This window comes from Colwellia sp. 20A7, assembly GCF_009832865.1.
In the GTDB taxonomy this organism is placed as follows: domain Bacteria; phylum Pseudomonadota; class Gammaproteobacteria; order Enterobacterales; family Alteromonadaceae; genus Colwellia.
In genome coordinates, this window is the sequence record NZ_CP047130.1 from 326,913 (window position 1) to 347,613 (window position 20,701).

General features: G+C 37.4%; 15 protein-coding genes. 14 read left to right on the forward strand and 1 reads right to left on the reverse strand.

The window, feature by feature from the left end; all coding sequences use genetic code 11:
• Positions 1 to 3 precede the first annotated feature (3 nt).
• From GQS55_RS01395 to GQS55_RS01455, 13 genes are all read left to right on the forward strand, one after another.
• Complete coding sequence (locus tag GQS55_RS01395) at positions 4 to 963, forward strand: sugar-binding transcriptional regulator (protein WP_159817254.1); 960 nt, start codon at positions 4 to 6, stop codon at positions 961 to 963.
• Between the two features lie 115 nt (positions 964 to 1,078).
• Positions 1,079 to 2,719: a glucose-6-phosphate isomerase gene (gene pgi / locus GQS55_RS01400; RefSeq protein ID WP_159817256.1), complete on the forward strand. Its 1,641-nt coding sequence runs from the start codon at positions 1,079 to 1,081 to the stop codon at positions 2,717 to 2,719.
• Between the two features lie 263 nt (positions 2,720 to 2,982).
• The gene (gene hrpB / locus GQS55_RS01405) at positions 2,983 to 5,469 is read left to right on the forward strand and encodes an ATP-dependent helicase HrpB (protein ID WP_268892441.1); all 2,487 of its coding nucleotides are present in this window, start codon (positions 2,983 to 2,985) and stop codon (positions 5,467 to 5,469) included.
• Between the two features lie 349 nt (positions 5,470 to 5,818).
• Entirely contained in the window at positions 5,819 to 7,660 is a 1,842-nt protein-coding gene (locus GQS55_RS01410) for an alkaline phosphatase family protein (protein WP_236559722.1), read from the forward strand.
• An 89-nt stretch (positions 7,661 to 7,749) separates the two neighbouring features.
• On the forward strand, positions 7,750 to 10,131 hold the full coding sequence (gene mrcB / locus GQS55_RS01415; protein ID WP_159817258.1) for a penicillin-binding protein 1B: 2,382 nt from the start codon (positions 7,750 to 7,752) through the stop codon (positions 10,129 to 10,131).
• Between the two features lie 163 nt (positions 10,132 to 10,294).
• Positions 10,295 to 10,660, forward strand: coding sequence for a YebG family protein (locus tag GQS55_RS01420; protein ID WP_159817260.1), 366 nt, complete (start codon positions 10,295 to 10,297; stop codon positions 10,658 to 10,660).
• Positions 10,661 to 10,687: 27 nt separating this feature from the next.
• Entirely contained in the window at positions 10,688 to 11,431 is a 744-nt protein-coding gene (locus GQS55_RS01425) for a M48 family metallopeptidase (RefSeq protein WP_159817262.1), read from the forward strand.
• A gap of 499 nt (positions 11,432 to 11,930) precedes the next feature.
• On the forward strand, positions 11,931 to 14,417 hold the full coding sequence (gene thrA / locus GQS55_RS01430) for a bifunctional aspartate kinase/homoserine dehydrogenase I (RefSeq protein WP_159817264.1): 2,487 nt from the start codon (positions 11,931 to 11,933) through the stop codon (positions 14,415 to 14,417).
• A complete protein-coding gene (gene thrB, locus GQS55_RS01435) occupies positions 14,417 to 15,394 on the forward strand; it encodes a homoserine kinase (protein WP_159817266.1) in 978 nt (325 codons plus the stop codon). The genes thrA and thrB overlap by 1 nt, the downstream gene beginning before the upstream one ends.
• Before the next feature lie 52 nt (positions 15,395 to 15,446).
• Complete coding sequence (thrC, locus tag GQS55_RS01440) at positions 15,447 to 16,751, forward strand: threonine synthase (protein ID WP_159817268.1); 1,305 nt, start codon at positions 15,447 to 15,449, stop codon at positions 16,749 to 16,751.
• Between the two features lie 22 nt (positions 16,752 to 16,773).
• On the forward strand, positions 16,774 to 17,487 hold the full coding sequence (gene ung / locus GQS55_RS01445) for a uracil-DNA glycosylase (RefSeq protein WP_159817270.1): 714 nt from the start codon (positions 16,774 to 16,776) through the stop codon (positions 17,485 to 17,487).
• The gene (locus GQS55_RS01450; protein ID WP_159817272.1) at positions 17,480 to 18,037 is read left to right on the forward strand and encodes a DUF6942 family protein; all 558 of its coding nucleotides are present in this window, start codon (positions 17,480 to 17,482) and stop codon (positions 18,035 to 18,037) included. Before ung ends, GQS55_RS01450 begins: the two co-directional genes overlap by 8 nt.
• A 1-nt stretch (position 18,038) precedes the next feature.
• Positions 18,039 to 18,458, forward strand: coding sequence for a hypothetical protein (locus GQS55_RS01455; RefSeq protein ID WP_159817274.1), 420 nt, complete (start codon positions 18,039 to 18,041; stop codon positions 18,456 to 18,458).
• A 20-nt stretch (positions 18,459 to 18,478) separates the two neighbouring features.
• Here GQS55_RS01455 and GQS55_RS01460 read toward each other — a convergent pair whose 3' ends face one another.
• Positions 18,479 to 19,075 carry a GNAT family N-acetyltransferase gene (locus GQS55_RS01460; RefSeq protein WP_159817276.1) on the reverse strand — a complete coding sequence of 199 codons (597 nt, stop codon included), beginning with the start codon at positions 19,073 to 19,075 and terminating at the stop codon, positions 18,479 to 18,481.
• A 237-nt stretch (positions 19,076 to 19,312) separates the two neighbouring features.
• Between GQS55_RS01460 and GQS55_RS01465 the strand changes: the two genes are divergently transcribed.
• Positions 19,313 to 20,689 carry an NAD(P)/FAD-dependent oxidoreductase gene (locus GQS55_RS01465; protein WP_159817278.1) on the forward strand — a complete coding sequence of 459 codons (1,377 nt, stop codon included), beginning with the start codon at positions 19,313 to 19,315 and terminating at the stop codon, positions 20,687 to 20,689.
• Positions 20,690 to 20,701: the final 12 nt, after the last annotated feature.

Below are 20,701 nucleotides of genomic sequence, written 5' to 3' on the forward strand. Positions count from 1 at the left end.
CACGTGTTAAAGCGATCTAAGTCAGAAATAAGAAAGTTAGACGATGCCGCTAAAGCCGGTTGGTTGTATTACGTTGCAGGTAATACGCAAGAAGAAATAGCTAAAAAACTCAATATATCGCGTCAATCAGCGCAGCGAATGGTAGCATTATCAGTTAGCGAAGGCTTGATTAAAGTCAGGTTAGAGCATCCAATAGCTAAGTGCATGGACCTTCAGCTCCAGCTTAAAAGTCGTTTTGGCTTAACGTCATGTACGGTTGTGCCAAGCGACAATAGTGAGCCAAATTCTACATTAGGACTTGCTCAAGCGGGCGCTAAAGAAATAGAATTTCATTTAAAATCGCCAGAGCCGAAAGTAATAGCGATGGGAACTGGTCGAGTTTTACGTGCTTGTGTGGAAGAATTGGCTTTATTGAACTGTGAACAACATCAAATAGTTGCTTTATTGGGTAATATGGCTTTAGATGGTTCAGCTTCATCATACGATGTTGTGATGCGCATGGCTGAACATATTAACGCTAAGCATTATCCTATGCCTTTACCTGTACTTCCGAGCAGCAAAGAAGAAAAAGAACAATTGCATGCTCAGCGCTATATTGCGAATAATTTAAAATTAGCATCGCAAGCTGACGTTACTTTTATTGGGGTAGGTAATTTAGCCATTAATTCACCGCTTCATATAGACGGTTTTGTCAGCCCAGAAGAACTTGAAGAGCTACAAACTAAAGGCGCGGTAGGAGAGTTAATTAGTTGGGTATTAGATGTTGACGGTAATCTGATTGATTGCACTGTTAATCAACGAGTTGCTAGCACTCCTTTGAAAGTAAACCCTGATAAGGCTGTGTATGCTATTGCTGCGGGTGAAGAAAAGGTATTAGCAATATTAGGTGCGCTTAGATCTAAACTAATTAATGGCTTAATCACCAATGAATACACAGCCGAACGCTTATTAAGCATAGCGTAAAACCAGCAACATTTACTGGTGCTATGCTAAATTAATGATGACGACTAAGCTATCATGTTTTGTCAGACTCAATTATTGAAACAAACTTAAATTTTATTATAAAGGCTTATTAAACATGTTAACTAATTCACTGGCATGGCAAAACTTACAAATTCATTATTTAGACAGTAAATCAATTCATCTTAAATCATTGTTTCGTATGGATCCTGAACGATTTGATAGATTTACAATATCTGCCTCAGGATTAACCTTAGATTACTCAAAAAATCATTTAGTACCAGAAACTAAAGCGTTACTTGTTGAGTTAGCAGAACAATGCGGTGTTAAAGAAAAAATAGAAAAAATGTTTTCAGGTGAGCCGATTAATACTACTGAAAACCGTCCGGTGTTACATACAGCGCTACGTAATTTTTCTGATGAACCCGTGTATGTTGATGGCGAAAATATAATGCCATTAGTAAAAAGTACCTTAGACAAAATAAAAAGTTTTGTGGATGATGTCTCTTCAGGTGTTACCAAAGGTTATAGCGGCAAGGCATTTAAAGATATAGTGGCAATTGGTATTGGCGGCTCTTTTTTGGGGCCTAAAATTATGTCTGAAGCACTAAAACCATATCGTCAAAAGCACTTAAATGTACACTATGTTGCCAATGTTGATGGTTGTCATATTCATGATGTGTTGTCAGGGCTAGATCCAGAAACAACCTTGATAATTACCTCATCAAAAACCTTAACGACTCAAGAAACACTAAGAAACACTGAAACAGCTAAAGAATGGTTTTTAGAAAAAGCTGACATTAGTGATATTCAACATAACTTTGCTTGTGTATCGGCCAATGTTGAAGCGGCTAAAAGTTTTGGTATCAGCGAAGAAAATATTTTCCCAATGTGGGACTGGGTTGGCGGACGATACTCAATTTGGTCAGCCATTGGCTTACCACTTGCCATTGGTATTGGTTTTGACAACTATTTAGAGTTTTTAAATGGTGCATTTGAAATGGATGAACATTTTAGAAAAGCACCTTTTGAAGACAATATGCCAGTAATTATGGCGCTATTGGGTATTTGGTATCGAAATTTCCATGGTGCACAGTCGCAAGTATTATTACCGTATTATCATTATTTACGTGGTTTACCTGCTTATATACAACAGCTTGATATGGAAAGTAATGGTAAGTCGGTTAATCTAGATAATAAAGAAACAGACTACGATACTGGTCCTATTATTTGGGGTAGTGAAGGCACGAATGGACAACATTCATTTCATCAATTAATTCATCAAAGTAAAACACCTATACCGGTCGATTTTATTTTGCCGCTTAATCCGCATGTAGATATTTCGGATCATCATGACATGTTAATTGCTAACTGTTTAGGGCAAAGCCAAGCATTAATGGAAGGTCAAACAGAAGAACAAGTTATTGCCGCAATGACAAAAGCAAAATGCAGCACTGATGAAATTAGTTACTTGTCATCTCATAAAGTGATGAAAGGTAACAAACCTAGCAATACTTTACTTATGCCAAAACTAACACCTAAAGCGTTAGGTAGTCTTATTGCCTTGTATGAACATAAAGTTTTTGTGCAAGGTGTTATTTGGCAGATCAACTCGTTTGATCAATGGGGTGTAGAATTGGGTAAAGCCCTTGGCAATGAAATATTTAGTAAGCTGTCGAATGTGGATATGCCTTTGAACGAAGATGGTTCAACGAAAGGTTTGATAAACATTTGCCGAAACAGACGTAATATAAGTTAACGTCGTTAACCGGTTAAATACACAAAATATATAAGCCCTGGTGATTAATGTTATTGCCAGGGCTTAATTTTTAACAACACAACACAACACAACAAAATAGGCATTAATACTGCCAACTTTACCATCGCACCATTATCATTTTTACTTCATACTTATAAGACAATTCGAATGACTCGAATCTAATCTGCTAATTTTCAGTTAGTTTGATCTTTTAAGTTTGTCCTTATTAATAAAAAGTAGAGTATTGAAAAATTAGCCTTCCAATTCATAAAATATTAGCTGACTTGTTGCGTGAGCTAAAAGAGAACCCGAGTGTAGTATTGCAAGCTGAGCCAGGGGCTGGTAAGTCTACCGTTGTGCCGCTTGAGTTGTTAAAAGCTGACTTTTTGAATGGCCAACGAATTATTATGCTTGAGCCTAGACGAATGGCGGCAAGATCAATTGCTAATTACTTAGCTAAATGCCTGGGTGAAAAAGTTGGGGAAACCGTCGGTTACCAAGTCAAAAATGATAAGAAAATATCTGCGGCAACTCGGCTTGAAATTCTAACCGAAGGCGTATTAACAAGAAGGCTTCAGTCAAATCCTGAATTAGACGGTGTTGGGCTGATCATCTTTGATGAATTTCATGAGCGCTCTATTAATACTGATTTGTCACTTATGCTTTCGCTCGAAATTCAACAAGTGATCCGTGAAGATCTCCGTTTGTTAGTGATGTCAGCAACACTAGACACTAATTTAGTATCAAAGTACCTTGATGATGCCCCCGTAATGTTGTGTGAAGGAAGGGCTTATCCTGTTAGTGTTTCTCATCAGAAAACTGACAACAGACAGTTAGCATCAAATGTCTGTAAAGCGATATCTAATGTTATTCAAGATGAAGGTGATATTTTAGTATTCCTACCCGGAGTTGCTGATATCAAAAGGTGTATTTCACAGGCGACAACCGTATTTTCATCACATCAAAACCTTAAACTTATTGCCTTATATGGTGCATTGCCATTAGAAGAGCAGGAAAAGGCGATTGCATTAGCACCCCAAGGCACTCGAAAGGTTATTTTCACCACCAACATTGCAGAAACGAGTTTAACCATTGAAGGAATTACTTGTGTAATTGACTCAGGGCTTGAAAAGACACTTATTTTCAACCCTTCAAGTGGCATGTCAAAGTTAACAACAACAACGATATCAAAAGCCTCAGCTGAGCAACGCAAAGGTCGTGCCGGTAGGTTATCTGAAGGGAAGTGCTTAAGATTATGGAGTGAATCCGAACATAGATCGTTGAAGGACTATCAAGAAGAAGAGATCTTAAATGCAGATTTAGCTGATGCGGTGTTAGAGCTTGCCAGTGCTGGTCATTCTAGTTATGAAGAAATCAATTGGTTAACGCCCCCGCCAAAAGCCCATTATGATTCAACTCAAGATTTACTCGTAAAACTAGGAATGTTAGACACTTTAGGCAAGATCACTGCACTTGGTAAAAAAGCAAGTGGGCTACCAATTCATCCAAGGTTAGCCAAGATGATGTTGGCTGCCAATGACAAGCAAGAGCGCGAAGTTGCGTGTAATCTTGCTGCTCTTTTGTCAGAGCGAGATATATTACAGGGTAGCGGTAGTGCCGATTTATTGATGCGATTACAGGTTTTGATTGAGAGTGATACAGACAATATTAATAAAGCTTATGTCAATAGAAATACACTGAAAACGGTCGTAAGAGATGTTCGGACACTGCAGTCATCGATACAACATAAGAAAAGTAAAGTCGACATTTCAGGTCTTCCAGATATTGCCGCCTATTTATTGTTGCTAGCATTTCCAGAAAGATTAGCTAAAAGGCGTTCAGCCAATAGCCATAAATATCAATTAGCGAATGGTAAGGGGGTTTTTCTGGCAGAAGAAGATCCGCTCATTAATAATGAATATTTAGTGGTTAATGACTGTGATGCTCAAACCAAAGAAGGCCGTGTTTTTAGCGCCATTATTTTTAATAAGTATATTTTAGCTGAAAAGTTTTCTCATGAAATGTCAGAGAAAGTAGACTATGAATTAGCACCTAATAATAGCCGAGTATATGCAAGAATACTGAAAAAATATGGCAGTTTGATTATTGAAGAAACAAGAAGTAATGATGTTCCCGCAGAGTTCATATTAGACAGCATTCAATCTCTGATAAAAACCGATGCTAAAAGTATATTACACTGGACTCAGGAGTGTGAAGATTGGTTGAAACGAGTGGAATGGCTTGGTGGTAAGGTGGAAGCTTTTCCGGTGTTATCAGAAGCATTAATGATGGAAAGTGCCGAAAACTGGTTATTGCCTTACGTTACCAATATTAAAAAAATATCGGAATTAAAGCGAGTGAAAATACTGCCGTTATTATCCTCATTATTAACCTATGACGAATCAAAAATACTCGAGAAAGAAGCACCGGTAAGCTATACAACACCAAGCAATAAAAAAGTGTCAATCTTGTATGATAAAAACTCAGAACCTACCGTTGCTGTTGTATTACAAGAATTATTTGGTGAGCTTGCATCTCCCATGTTGGCTGGTAATAGCATTGCACTGCGCTTTGAATTATTATCACCAGCGCGAAGACCAATACAAATCACCAGTGATTTAGCTAACTTTTGGGGCGGATCTTATGTTGAAGTTGCTAAAGATATGCGCGCTAAATACCCTCGACATAGATGGCCTGTTGATCCATTTTCTGAAAAAGCAGGTAGCTCTAGAAAAAGCCGTAATACTTAAAAATTTAGATGATAGGCTTTTTCGATATTGATAATATATTGAGATTTTCAGCGTCAATGGTGAACAGGTAATTATTACGATTTATAGATGGCCTGTTGAGCCATTTTCTGAGAAAAGCAGGCCGTGCTATTAAACAAAAATAAGCGGTATGTAATATAAAGTATCAATTAGCATTTTGAATATGAATAAAAATTGTAGTTAAATAGCGGTATATCATTTGCTTAGATCTTTAACATACTATTAATACTTTACTTTTTCGAGGTCTCTTATTAGCACTCAAACACCATTATCATCAATTGTTGCTGGCCCTGTTGTCCGTCATTGTGATGTTGACCAAGTTAACTTTTGGTTGGTAACAACACAAAAATATAGTATTGCTTGTAAAATAGTGATGGCTAAAGATCATAACGTAATTTTTGATAAGCATTTAGATTCTGCAGAACTACAACAAATTCAAGTTGGTAAGCAGGCATTTATCAATCTTATTTCAATCAAGGTAGCTGACGGTTTACCTGAAAATGAATTATTAGCATATGATTTTTGCTTTAAAGACAGCGTTGCAGAATATAGCTTAGTTGAGTTATTACCCGAGCTGGTTTACCCGAGCCAAAGTCTACCTAGTTTCGTTATTAAAAAAAATATTAATAAGATATTACATGGCTCTTGTCGAAAACCTCACTTTAAAAGTAGTGATGCGTTATGTCAGGTTGATAACTTATTAAAAGGCAGTGATTTTTCAGCTGAAAAACGTCCTTCAATGTTAATGATGTCAGGTGATCAAGTCTATGCTGATGATGTTTCAGGCCCTATGCTGGTTGCTATTCATCAAGTAATAACAATACTTGGTTTATTCGATGAATCATGGAGTAACGAGTCATCGAATTCTCTTTTTATCAATAATAATCAGCAACTTTTTGACAGCCCATTTTGTTACTATCAAAGAGAAAAAATATTACCTCATGAAAGTGTTAACCGTGGCGGGATTAGTAAATATTTACCACTTAACAAACAACCTATATTCACATCTGATAATGCCAAAAATCATTTAGTGACTTTTGCTGAAGTCATGGCAATGTATTTGTTAGTTTGGTCGCCAGAGTTATGGGGCGTTGTTGATTTATCGTTAGAAAAACAGTCGAACATCCCTCTTTCATTTCATCAAAAATATCAAGATGAGCTTATTGTTATTAATGATTTTTCATCGGGGTTAACAAAGGTTAGACGTGCGATGGCACATTTACCGAGTTATATGATTTTTGATGATCACGATGTAACGGATGACTGGAATTTAACGCGAGGTTGGGAAGAAGCGGCCTATAACAATAGCTTTTCTAAACACATTTTAGGTAATGCATTAATTGGTTATTGGTTGTGTCAGGGGTGGGGGAATGCTCCTGACAAATTTACCGCACTGAATGAGGATATTCCAAAGCACTTTACTGACGTCGGCATAGAAGAGCATACGTCATTAATTAATAAGTTATTTTCTTGGGAAGAATGGCATTACACTTTGGCCACTTCACCTAAAGTAGTGGTGTTAGATACTCGAACAAGACGCTGGCGCTCTGAAAGTAATGCAGGAAAACCCTCAGGCTTAATGGACTGGGAGTCGTTATCTGAATTACAACAAGAATTGATAAATGAAACTGATGTTATTGTTGTTTCTCCTGCGCCAATATATGGAGTGAAGTTAATTGAAACCATACAGCGAGTATTTACTTTTTTTGGTAAACCTTTACTGGTTGATGCTGAAAATTGGATGGCGCATCCAGGCACCGCTAACGTAATGCTAAATATTTTTCGGCATTACAAAACACCGCCAAATTTTATTATCTTGTCGGGTGATGTTCACTATTCTTTTGTTTATGAAGTTACACATAGATTCATACGTAGCCATTCAAAAATATTACAAGTAACGTGTAGTGGTATCAAAAATGAATTCCCTTCCACTTTATTAAATACCTTAGAAAAGCTTAATCGATTTTTATATGCCACATACTCACCTCTTAATTGGTTTACGAAACGAAGGCGCATGAAAATTAAAGTACGTAAATTCAGTGATGAATCTAACATGAGTTTGTATAATGGTAGCGGTATAGGCTTGCTTAAAATAAGTGAAAATAACCAAAAAATAGAAACGTTTGTAATTAATGCTAATACTGGTGATTCTGTTGAGTTTACTAAGGTGTAACACTAATACAACTACAGCAGTTTAAATACTCAATGATTTATTAAACGGTCAATATCAGACAATCATCAATACTGGAATTTTATACCTAAATGACAACAAAGAAAAAAAGTAATAAAGCAGAAAATCCCGTTACATCAAAGCAGGGGAAAAGTGTTATTAAGTCACAAAAAACATGGCTACGCCGTATTACTATTATCGGTGCAAAACTTGCTGTAACGCTTTTTTTTACCCTCGCTATCTTTACTATTTATCTTGATGCTAAAGTGCAGCAAACGTTTGAAGGTCAACGTTGGCAAGTACCGGCGCAAGTCTATGGACAAATTGAATCGTTAACTATTGGTGAACAGCTTAATCTTAACCATTTAGCCAAATCGTTAAAATTAAATGGCTATAAGAAAGTACGAACCGTTACTGCTTCAGGGCAGTATGCTCAATCAGCTCATCGAATTATTATCTACCGTCGCTCGTTTGCCTTTCCACAAACAGATATTGTTAGCTCAGCTAATGCAACTCAATTAACCATTGATGTTTCAGCAGGAAAAATCAATCAGCTTTTTATTGATGATGTTCCCGTAACCTCATTGCAATTAGAGCCAATATTACTCGCTCGGTTAGTCCCTAATAATAAAGAAGATCGTATCTTAACTGCTTTAGAAAAGACTCCAACATTATTATTAGATACATTATTACTTATTGAAGATCGTGAGTTTTATCATCACCAAGGTATTTCTCCCTTGGGCATATTACGTGCGCTTTATAATAATATTATTGCAGGGCGAACTGTTCAGGGCGGTAGCACGCTAACCCAGCAACTAGTTAAGAATATGTTCTTAACGCAAGAGCGTACGCTGACGCGCAAAGTGAAAGAAGCAATAATGGCTATCATTATTGAAGTGCGCTATAGCAAAGATCAATTACTTGAAGCTTATATTAACGAAGTTTATTTAGGTCAACATTATGCTAATGGTATTTATGGCTTTGGTTTAGCGGCTAAATTCTATTTTGGCACAACACTTGAGGAATTGAATAGCGCACAAATAGCGTTGTTAGTTGCACAAGTGAAAGGGCCGAGTTATTACGACCCATGGCGAAACCCAACAAGGGCAAAAGAGCGTCGTGATTTAGTGTTAAGGTTAATGTTTGAAGAAAACTTTCTTACGGTGGAAGAGTTCAAACAAAGAGTTAGTTCGCCGTTATCAATACGTAAAGATAGACGTTTTAAAGCACAAGAATATCCCGCTTATTTGCAATTAGTGAAGCAAGAGTTAAATCAATTATTACCCTCTGTTCAGCAAAAAAATGGTATTCGAGTATTCACCGGATTCTCTCACTTGTCACAACAGTTTTTAGAACAAACTGTAGCGAATCAATTAACGACCTTAGAGAAAAAATATAAGCAGACTGACTTACAAGCTGCCATGATTGTTACCGATATTAATAGTGCTGAAATTAGAGCCGTCGTTGGTGACAGAAAAGCAGGTTACGCAGGTTTTAATCGGGCAATAAATGCGAAACGTCCTATAGGATCATTAATCAAACCGGCTATTTATTTAGCGGCTTTAGAGCGTTATGAACAATTTAATTTTGCTACTTTATTGGCGGATGAGCCTATTACGTTAACGAATGGTGTAGATACAAGTAATAAACAAGGAGAGCAAGCAGAGAAAGCGTGGCAGCCTAAAAACTATGATGGCAAGTACCGTCATCAAGTACCCTTAATTGATGGCTTAGTTAATTCTCTTAATATTCCTACTATTAATCTGGGGATGGCGTTAGGGTTAGATAATGTTGCTAAAGCGATCCACTTATTTGGTTTTGACGAAGATATTGTTATGAGGCCATCAATGCTACTGGGGGCGATTAATATGTCACCTTTACAGATTAATCAGTTGTATTTATCGCTGGCTAATCAAGGCTATGCTGAACAGGCGCATACAATTAACATCATTACGTCCAACAAGGGGGAAACCCTATGGCAATATCAAGCGAGTAATGCCCAAGTTATTTCAACTAATGCTGCTTATTTAATTGATTATGCTTTAACGCAGGTTGCCAAAACAGGTACTGCCAGATCGCTGACATGGCGATTGAAAAATAATGACGTAGCAGGAAAAACAGGTACCAGTAATGATTTACGTGATAGCTGGTTTGTTGGATATGATAACCAGCACTTAGTTACTACGTGGTTGGGAAAAGATGATAATAAACCAACAGGATTAACCGGAAGTAGTGGGGCTTTGGTGTTATTTTCTGACTTTATTAAAAAGCAGGGGGTTATGAATAAAACACGTATTAAACCTGAAGCTATAGCGACAACGTTATTTGAGGAAAAAACAGGACATGCAGTGTCTGATGAATGTGATAACACTAAAGCTTACCCTGCAATATCGGCTGGAATAACAGTAAAAGAAGGTTGCCTCAAGGAAAAAGTAGATGAGCGATCTTGGTTTGAAAAGTTATTTTCTGATTGATGTAAGCTTACCGTACGAAGTACACCTTAAATATATTCTGGTAAATGACAATGAAACAACTGTTTTTATATACAGCTTGTTATTTGTTGTGATATTGTTAGTTTATTAACAATGAAAATTTTATTTTTATTGAGCTCTCTTTTAACATGACTAAGGAAGAATAATGGCAGTTGAAAGTCGATTCGTCGTCATTAGACACGGGGTGGAGGCAAAAACATTTATGGATAAGAAATCAGCAGATGAATATGACAAAATGTTGGATATGGCTGATAACTTGGCTGATGTATTTGCGCAATCACCAATAGAATTAAGTGACAGTATTAGCGAAGAGCTAAGTATTTATTTAGCTCAACACCGTGAAGAAGTACTCGTTGCGTTACTTGCGAAGAAGCCAGCCAGTAAAGCACCAGCCAAAAAATCACCTAAAAAAGTTGTTGATAAAGCCCCTGAAAAAGTGGCTGAAAAAACAGTTGAAGCAAAGCCGGCAAAGCCAGCTACCAAGTCAGCTAAATTAACTAAAGAGAATTGATTTTTTAACACAAAATCAAAGGTTATCATGATTGATTATCAAGTTTTACGCAGTCACCGTAAAACACTTTCGTTGCAAGTAAAGCAGGGGCTTGTTTTTGTTCGTGCCCCTCATCATGTTGATGAAAAGTTCATTAGCCTCTTTATTAAGAAAAAAAGTGCGTGGTTGAAAGCTAAAATTACTGAACAAAATCAAACTGCTGATCTTTGTTGTGATTTTACACAAGGCTCAAAGCTATTTTTATTTGGACAATTGGTTACACTCAATATTGTCTTTGCTGAATCAGCTGAGAAATTAGACTCAAAAAATAGTGTATTTCTTGCTGAAGCAGTTACCGAACAACCAACGCTTACTGTTAAATTACCAACACGTATTCAGCATAAAAAACTCGATAAATTAAGCTTGGCAATGGCGGTTAAAAAACAGCTTGAGTGTTTTTTGAAGCAACAAGCCGAAGATATTATCTTACCTAAAGTCGAATTTTACGCGAAATTAACGAAGTTAGACTATAAATCAATAAAGATAAGACAATATCGTGCCCGCTGGGGAAGTTGTAATAGTAGAGGCGAACTAAGTTTTAACTACTTATTAATGATGTTACCAATGCAGGTTATTGATTATGTTATTGTTCATGAATTGTGCCACTTACGTTATTTAAATCACTCAAAACACTTTTGGCAATTGGTGGCTCAACACTTTCCCAATTATATTGAAGCACAGCAATGGGTAAAAACTCATCAGTCAGCTTTATATTGGCAGCCTCCTTCTTAGAGTTAAAGCGAGAGTAAACTGGCATTAATTTATCTGCATATCATTTTATGGGTAAATTCTATGGGTAAATTTTTTCTTGTCGTCTTTGTTAGGTTCTCTTGTAATTAGTTAACTATTAATATGTTAATCCACTTTAACTGAATAAAAATCATTCTATTATTGCGTTTTTATCAAAAATAATGAATATATCGATACCCTCTAAGGCTTATATACCCGTGATATGGTTGACTAATAGCCATATATAGCGTTTTTTTAATATATATGCATAACCTATAACTTTTTATTCTGTTTCTAATTGGTCAATAAATGTTGACACTATTAAGTAAATCAGGCATTTTATGACCCATGAATATTACATTTAGCCAAATTATTATTATTATAACCACCACCACCCGAATAGGATGATGGTTGCCGGCTGACGTGTAAAAAAAATAATTTTATCGAAGCTCGTAACCTGTAAAGGTTACGAGTTTTTTGCTTTCAAGAAAGGGAAAAAATAATGCGTGTACTTAAATTTGGTGGCTCATCGTTGGCATCAGCTGAGCGTTTTTGTCAAGTTGCTGATATCATAAAAGATAAAAGCCAATTGACCAAAGTTGCTATCGTTGTTTCAGCACCCCAAGGTGTTACTAATCATTTGGTAGCTATGGCTGAAAACATTACTGATGAAGCAAAATTAATCACCGATTTAGGACATTTCAAACGTGCTATTACCACCATTATTGAAGACTTGTCTGCAAGCTTAAGTAACTTTAATTCACATCATTGTGAACAAGCTTTGGCTAATTATGAGCATCAGTTACAGCGTTATATGCAAGGCGCGACTATGCTGACTTATTGTCCTGATCATATCCGTGCTCGAATTATTAGTACAGGCGAGCGTTTAAGTGTTGCCATTCTTGATTCAGTTCTACAATCTCAAGGTTTACAAGTTTCATTACTTTCACCAGAAAAATTCCTTTGTACTAATGACTCATCATTAAATGCTGTTGCTGACTTAGTGCTTTCTAAAGAGAAGTTTTCAATAGAATACGACAAATTGAATCAGATCTCATTAATGCCAGGCTTCATTGGTATCTGCATCGGCAAAGATAATAAAGAAGATCAGGTGACAACATTAGGGCGTAATGGCTCTGATTATTCTGCAGCCGTTTTAGCGGTATGTTTACAAGCAGAGTGTTGTGAGATTTGGACAGATGTTGACGGTGTTTATAATGCTGATCCTCGTATGATTAAAGAAGCTAAATTACTTGATTACTTGTCTTATCAAGAAGCAATGGAGTTATCTTATTTTGGTGCAAGCGTGTTACACCCGAAAACAATTGGTCCAATTGCTCAATATCACATTCCTTGTTTGATCAAGAATACAAGTAACCCTGCGGCACCAGGCACACTTATTTCAAATGAAAATGATCAGAAAAAGCGCGTTAAAGCGATATCTAACCTTGATGATTTAACTATGGTTAATGTTTCAGGCCCAGGTATGAAGGGGATGGTAGGCATGGCGAGTCGTGTGTTTGCTACCATGAGTAGAGAAAACATCTCGTTAGTATTAATTAGTCAATCATCAAGCGAATATTGTATTAGTTTCTGTATTCATTCAGCGGATGCTCAGCAAGCTGAAGAAAGCTTAAAAGAAGAGTTCGAACTTGAATTGCTTAATGGTTTACTTGAGCCAATTGCTTTAAAAGGTCAATTATCTATTGTGTCTTTAGTTGGTGATGGTATGCATCATCAACGTGGTGTTGCAGCGAAATTCTTTAGTTCACTAGCACAAGCACGCGTTAACGTTGTTGCGATTGCTCAAGATTCTTCAGAGCGTAGTATTTCGGTGGTAATCGAAGAAAGAAAATGTACTGCGGCAATGAAAGTTAGTCATCAAAACTTCTTTTCACATAAACCAGCAATTGATGTGTTCTTAGTTGGCTGTGGTGTAGTAGGCAGTGAGTTAATCGCACAAATTTCACGTCAACAAGAAAGCTTGAAAAAGCAGAATATCGCCTTAACTGTTTATGGTATCGCCAACTCAAAAGGTATGGTATTTGCTAAAGAAGGTATCGACTTAGATAACTGGCAAGAAGCGATGGCACAAGGCATTGAAAATAAAAATGCAGTTGAAGTTAATGCTAAAAACTTAAAAACTTTTGTTAGCGACAACCATTTAATTAACCCTGTGCTAGTTGATTCAACATCTAACGAAGCGTTAGCAATGAGCTACGTAGATTATCTAGCAGAAGGTTTTCATGTTGTTACACCGAACAAAAAAGCCAATACCGATTCATGGGAATACTATCAAGAATTACGTAGTACCGCGCAAGCAACTAATCGTCGATTCTTATATGAAACAACGGTAGGCGCAGGCTTACCTGTTATAGATACGTTACAAAGTTTGATTAAAGCTGGTGATGAACTACTACGTTTTGAAGGTGTATTATCAGGTTCGTTATCATACATTTTCGGTAAGCTTGATGAAGGTATGTCTTTGTCAGAAGCAACAGCCATCGCTAAAACAAATGGTTTTACTGAACCAGATCCTCGTGATGATTTAAGTGGTATGGACGTTGCGCGTAAATTATTAATTATGGCACGTGAATCAGGCATGCAGCTTGAACTTTCAGATATTAACATTGAGTCAGTATTACCAAGTGATTTTGATGATAGTGGTGATGTTGATACCTTTATGAGTAATTTACCAAAATTAGATGCTTCTGTGAGCGCTCGTTGTGCAGCAGCAAAAGCGGAAGGAAAAGTATTACGTTATATTGGTAATATCGTTGATGGAAAATGCCAAGTTTCTATTGAAGCGGTAGATGCTAGCCATCCACTTTATAGTATTAAAGATGGTGAAAATGCGTTGGCAATTCACAGTCGTTATTATCAACCTCTACCATTTGTTTTACGTGGCTACGGCGCTGGCGCTGCAGTAACTGCTGCCGGTGTTTTTGGTGATATATTAAGAACACTAGCGTGGGAGCAACAACACTAATGTCTACTTCATCTTCTTTGTCAGCTAATGTCTCTGTTTTCGCTCCTGCCTCAATTGGTAATCTTAGCGTTGGTTTTGATGTATTAGGCTTAGCCGTTAAACCTGTTGATGGTACTTTACTCGGTGATGTTGTTACTGTGGAAAGTGCAACGGAAGACAGTTTAGTTGTGGTTGGCGCTTTTGCTGATAAATTACCTAAAGAGAAAGAAAGTAATATTGTTTGGTCATGTTTACAATTGTTTAATCAAGCATTGGTTGCTCAAGGCCAACCGGTTTTTACTGTACAAATGACCTTAGACAAAAAAATGCCGGTAGGTAGCGGATTAGGCTCTAGTGCTTGTTCGGTAGTTGCAGCACTTGCTGGTTTAAATGCCTTTTACAGTAAAAATCATAACTTCAGTTTTGATGAAAAAACTGTACTCAAAATGACCGGGCAAATGGAAGCGCAAATTAGCGGAAGTTTACATTATGATAATGTCGCGCCTTGTTACTTAGGTGGCTTACAATTAATGGTGCCAGATAGCGAAGTTATCAGTCGAGTTTTACCCGGCTTTAATGATTGTTATTATGTTATGGCTTATCCTGGTATTGAGGTGTCTACTAAAGCGGCTCGTGATGTATTACCAACAAGTTATAGTCGTGCTGATGTGATAAGCTACGGGCAAAATTTAGCAACGTTTGTTGATGCATGTCATCGACAAGATAAAGCGCAAGCATTTTCGGTATTAACGGATGTTGTTGCTGAACCTTATAGAATTAATTTATTACCTAAATATCAACAAGCCCACGATTATTTAATGGCTGAAGGCGCTCACGCGGTTGGTATTTCTGGTTCTGGCCCCACATTATTTTGTATATGTGATAACGAACAACAAGCACAACGCTACGCGTTATGGCTTAAAGAAAATTATTTACAAACAGCACTAGGCTTTGTACATGTTTGCCAAGTAGATGAAGCGGGTGCAGTAGAAGTTTAATAGCATGGCTATAAGTCGCTAAAACATATTTAAGAATTAGTAGGATAAAACAGTGAAATTTTATAATTTAAAAGAAAATGACGAGCAAGTAAGTTTTGCTCAAGCAGTTAAACAAGGTTTAGGTAAAAATCAGGGATTATTCTTTCCTGAAACTATGCCTAAATTTGACAATATTGATGAATTATTAGCACTACCATTAGTTGAGCGTAGCGTTAAAATATTACATCCTTTTGTAGAAGAAGATCTCAGTGAAGCTGAATTAACTGAAATTGTTACTGATGCTTTCAATTTTCCTGCTGTGTTACAACCTATTAGTAATGATCGTGCTATTTTAGAATTATTTCATGGACCAACGTTAGCGTTTAAAGATTTTGGTGCACGTTTTATGGCGAAATGCTTACAAGTATTTGTTGCCAAAGATGCTAAAGCGACAGGTGAAACGAAACCGTTAACAATACTAACGGCTACTTCCGGTGATACTGGTGCTGCTGTTGCTCATGCTTTTCATGGTATTGATAATATCCGTGTAGTAATTATGTACCCTAAAGGCAAAATTTCACTACTACAAGAAAAGATGTTTACTACCTTGGGCGGTAACATTGAAACATTGATGGTTGATGGTGATTTCGATGACTGCCAAGCATTAGTTAAAAAATCTTTTGATGATAAAGAATTAGCGAATACTATTGGTTTAAACTCTGCTAATTCAATCAATATTAGCCGTTTACTAGCGCAAATTTGTTATTACTTTGAAGCTGTTGCTCAGCTTTCTCGTGCTAAAAGCGATTTAGAAAATATTGTTTTTTCTATTCCAAGCGGTAACTTTGGTAACTTAACTGCTGGTTTGTTTGCTAAAGCAATGGGCTTACCAATTAAGCGTTTTATTGCCGCAACTAACTTAAATGATACTGTGCCACGTTATTTAGAAACAGGTGAGTGGACCCCTCATACCACGGTTGCTACTATTTCTAACGCAATGGATGTGAGTAACCCTAATAACTGGCCGCGTGTAGAACACATGCTTAAGTCAGGTATTGTTGAAGATGGCTGTGTAACATCGGTTTCAATTGATGAAGAGCAAACACAATCTACAGTTATTGGCTTAGGTAAGTTAGGTTATATTAGCGAACCACATGCAGCTATTGCTTATAAAGCATTAAAACATAGTGCTGAAGAAGGTGAGTTTGGTGTTTTCTTAGGTACTGCTCACCCAGCTAAATTTAAAGATGTGGTTGAAAGTATTTTAGGCCAACCTTTAGGTTTACCAAAAGAACTAGCAGACTGCGCAGGCGAGCCAATCTTATCGCAAGATATGAGTACTGACTTTGCAGACTTACGTGCTTATCTTTTAAAGTAACCCACTGAAATAAGCGTTTATTATGATCAAAGCTCACTGGCAGCAGATAATTAAGCAAGAACAATTGCAAGATTACTATTGCCAGCTACAGGCTGAAATTACTCATCAAAGAGCACAGGGAATCACTATTTTTCCTGAAGAAAAAGATGTTTTTTGTGCGTTTGAATTTTCAGACTTAGCGGATGTAAAAGTGGTTGTGTTGGGGCAAGATCCCTATCATGGTGTTTCAGGAAAAGCGGCCTTAAAACAAGGTATGCCTGATGACATTCCTCAAGCTCATGGTTTAGCTTTTTCGGTTCAGTCTGGCGTCAAAGTCCCACCTTCATTAGTGAATATATACAAAGAATTAACTACCGATGTTGATGGTTTTGTTACGCCGAAACACGGTAATTTAACCGCTTGGGCCGAACAAGGTGTTTTATTATTAAACACTGTGCTGACCGTACAGCAAGGCATGGCGCATTCACATGCTAAGTTAGGCTGGGAAATTTTTACCGACAAAATAATTGAACAAATTAATCGACACAATAAGGGCTGTGTTTTTATTCTTTGGGGCGCTCACGCACAAAAGAAAGGACGCAATATTGATAACGCAAAACACCTTATATTAAACGGTCCTCATCCTTCACCGCTATCCGCTTATCGCGGTTTTTTTGGCAGTCAGCCTTTTTCCAAAGCAAATAATTGGTTGGTAGCGCAAGGTGTCGCTCCAATAGATTGGTGTTTGAATGCTTAACGCTACTCAAAATGTTGGTTTTGGGGACAAGTGTTGTAGCATAGCGGTATATATTGGTAATCAGCCACCAATGGAACAATATCAAGAGTTAAGTCAATTAACTACGCTTAGCTCAGGTGATATTGCTAATATAGTGCAACATTGCGGTAACGGCTGGCGTAAGGTTTTTAATGTTTACGCAAAGCTACTCTATAGCTTAGACACAGAACTTTTTTCTTTCAAAAAATTAGCCCCTACATGGCAAGAGTATAGGGACAGCTTTTTATTACAAGCCCATTCCAATACCGCATTATTATTCAATGCACCGATTTTATCGAGTCATAACCAAACAGCCTTTTCACACGAAAAAGTTATCCATATTATTATGGGAAGAACCTATGCTAAGTCGTTAGTTAATTCACAACTATTAACGGCACCACTGACTTGGCTTGATGATGAGTTTGCGATTAACCAGCAAGCAGGTGTTATTGTTTGTCCTTATTTTGATTATCGCCAATTATCTAATATCAAAATTGTGCGGTTAGCAGCATTAATGAAAAGTGTGCGTTAGCATGTTGATACGTATTCTTATGACTTTTATGTTAGCGAGTTTGGCTGCTGTTGTAGGCGCTGACACGTTAAAGCCTTTTACAAGTGATGGCTGTAGTGCATTTCCTGACGGTACTTTTGCACAAAAGAAATTGTGGTTAACCTGTTGCCAACGACATGATTTTGATTATTGGCAAGGAGGCACCTATCAACAACGATTAGCATCGGATAACCGTTTAAAAATGTGTGTAACACAAGTAGGCGAGCCTACTATTGCTGCACTGATGTTAGCGGGGGTCAGGGTGGGTGGTACACCTTATTTACCAACAAGTTTTCGATGGGGTTATGGTTGGAGTTACCCTAGATTTTATGGCGCGCTTTCTGTCGAAGAGTTGCGACAAGTTCAAATCCTTTCAGCAGATATAGTGCTTCAAATAAATTGATTTAGCGGGTTGGAATGGCGTTATTTAAAATAAATAATCATTTCCGCAGCTTCACAATGACAGTCATACCCACACAGAGTACAGTTATACCCCTGCTTACTGTCTTCGTTCCATTTATCTGGGTGAGATTTAACTAATTCCCCACCGCAATGCGTAAAGTAAGCGACAGCGCTATTATTAGGGCTCTGTTTCCAAAGGTGTGATATTCCAGCTTGAGCGCCTTGCTTTTTAGCTGTTTGAATAGAGAGTTGTAATAATGCTTTTCCTATACCTAAACCACGATACGCTTCATCTACAGTATTACACTTGAAGTAACAGCATTGCTCTTTAGGTACTTGCCATAACTCTGGGCTATACCATTGATCTATATTCCAATGCTCTGGCGCAAAAGTAATCCGAAAACCAATAAGTTTTTTATCGAGCTCTGTTTTCTCAGGGCTCGCATCTGAACTCCATAATGCGACATAACAACAGTTTTCACTTTTACTTATGCCACGAGAAGCCCAATCGGCGATGCTTTCTTCATTGAGGTAGCCATCACCATGTACTTCATTAGCTAAATGAATAACCTGTTTGAAGTATTGTGGTGTTAATTTTTCGTAACTAACATGTGGCATAATATTTATAAAAACTCCGCATTAAGGTTTATCGATAAGCTCACACTTGCTTTTGTGAGTATAGCGATCATACCGCAAATAAATAAAAAATAACAAAATCATCTCGCTATAATATAAAGTGTATTCATGCTTAATGCTCATATAGAGTAAGAGTTAATTTACCTAGTCAGATTAGAGTGATCGACAATGAGTGTCTATGAGACAGCTAGTAAATTTCAGTAATTGAGAGAATGAAAGATGTACGATCCAATGTTAGATGATTCACCTGGTTGTGGTATTCATTATCCTAATAGTTATTGGGCAGATGTTTCTGGAGGGCATAGCGAGAATAAACCTGAAGATGACGGACCGCTTACTAAAGATATTACAATTGACGTTGCCATAATAGGAGCGGGTTATACCGGACTTTCTTGTGCGCTACATTTGGCGCGCGAACATGGTGTTCAGGCACATATATTTGAAGCGAATCAAACAGCGTGGGGATGTAGCGGTAGAAATGCTGGCTTTATTTTAAAATCATCTGGCAGAAAACCTTACACTACAATGCAAAAGCAATGGGGTGAGGAAGTTATGCGTGGTATTTATCAAGAAATGTGCGCAGGTGTAGAAACCGTTAATAGCTTAATTAGCGAAGGGATTGATTGCGACCAACAAGAGGCCGGTTATATTAAAGTTGCGCATAATCCTAAGATGTTTAAGTCACTGCAAACACAGGCGACATTGCAGAAAAAAATGTTTAATTATGATGTACAAGTACTCTCAAAAAGTGAATTACATCAGAATTTTATGGCCGATGAAAATGCCTATGGCGCTATTCGCTATCAAGATGGTTTTGGGTTAAACCCGCTTAAATTAGCGTGGGGTTATCAAAAGTTAGCACGTCAAGCGGGCGTAAAAGTACATACGTCAACACCAGTACAGTTTGCACAAAGTAAAGCAAAGCATCAAGCTGGACAGGATATTGTGCTTACTACGCCGCAAGGCACTGTAAAAGCTAAAAAAATAGTTATTGCCACTAATGGATATACACCTAAAGGGTTTCATCCTTTAATAACGAATAGAACCTTACCTGTATTGTCACAGATTATAGTTACTGAGCCGTTATCGGCCGAGCAATTAGCGGCGTGTAACTTTTTAACGAGTAATGTGGTGATGGATACACGCGCACTAAAGTACTATTATCGAAAACTACCTGATAACCGTATTTTATTTGGCGGAAGAGGTGCTATTACAGGTAAAAGTGCTGATGATCCTTATTATGCTCAACGATTGTTATCGGTGTTAAAAACCAGTTTTCCAGCGCTTACTGCATTGAATATTGACTATGCTTGGTCAGGTTGGATTTGTATGGCACTTGATGATTTACCGCATATTTACCAAGGTGAAAAAGGTACTAAAAATGAAAATATTTTTTATGCCATGGGCTATTGTGGCAGCGGTGTGTCATTTTCGGTACAAGCAGGTAAACGTTTAGCCGAGAAGGTGGTAGGAAAAACATTACCAAACCTGCCTTTATATAACACGGCGTTACCTAAATTCCCCTTTGCCCCATTACGCAGAGTAGGGCAATGGGGATATTTTCATTACGGTATGATCAAAGATAACTATTTCTAGGCTAATTAATTT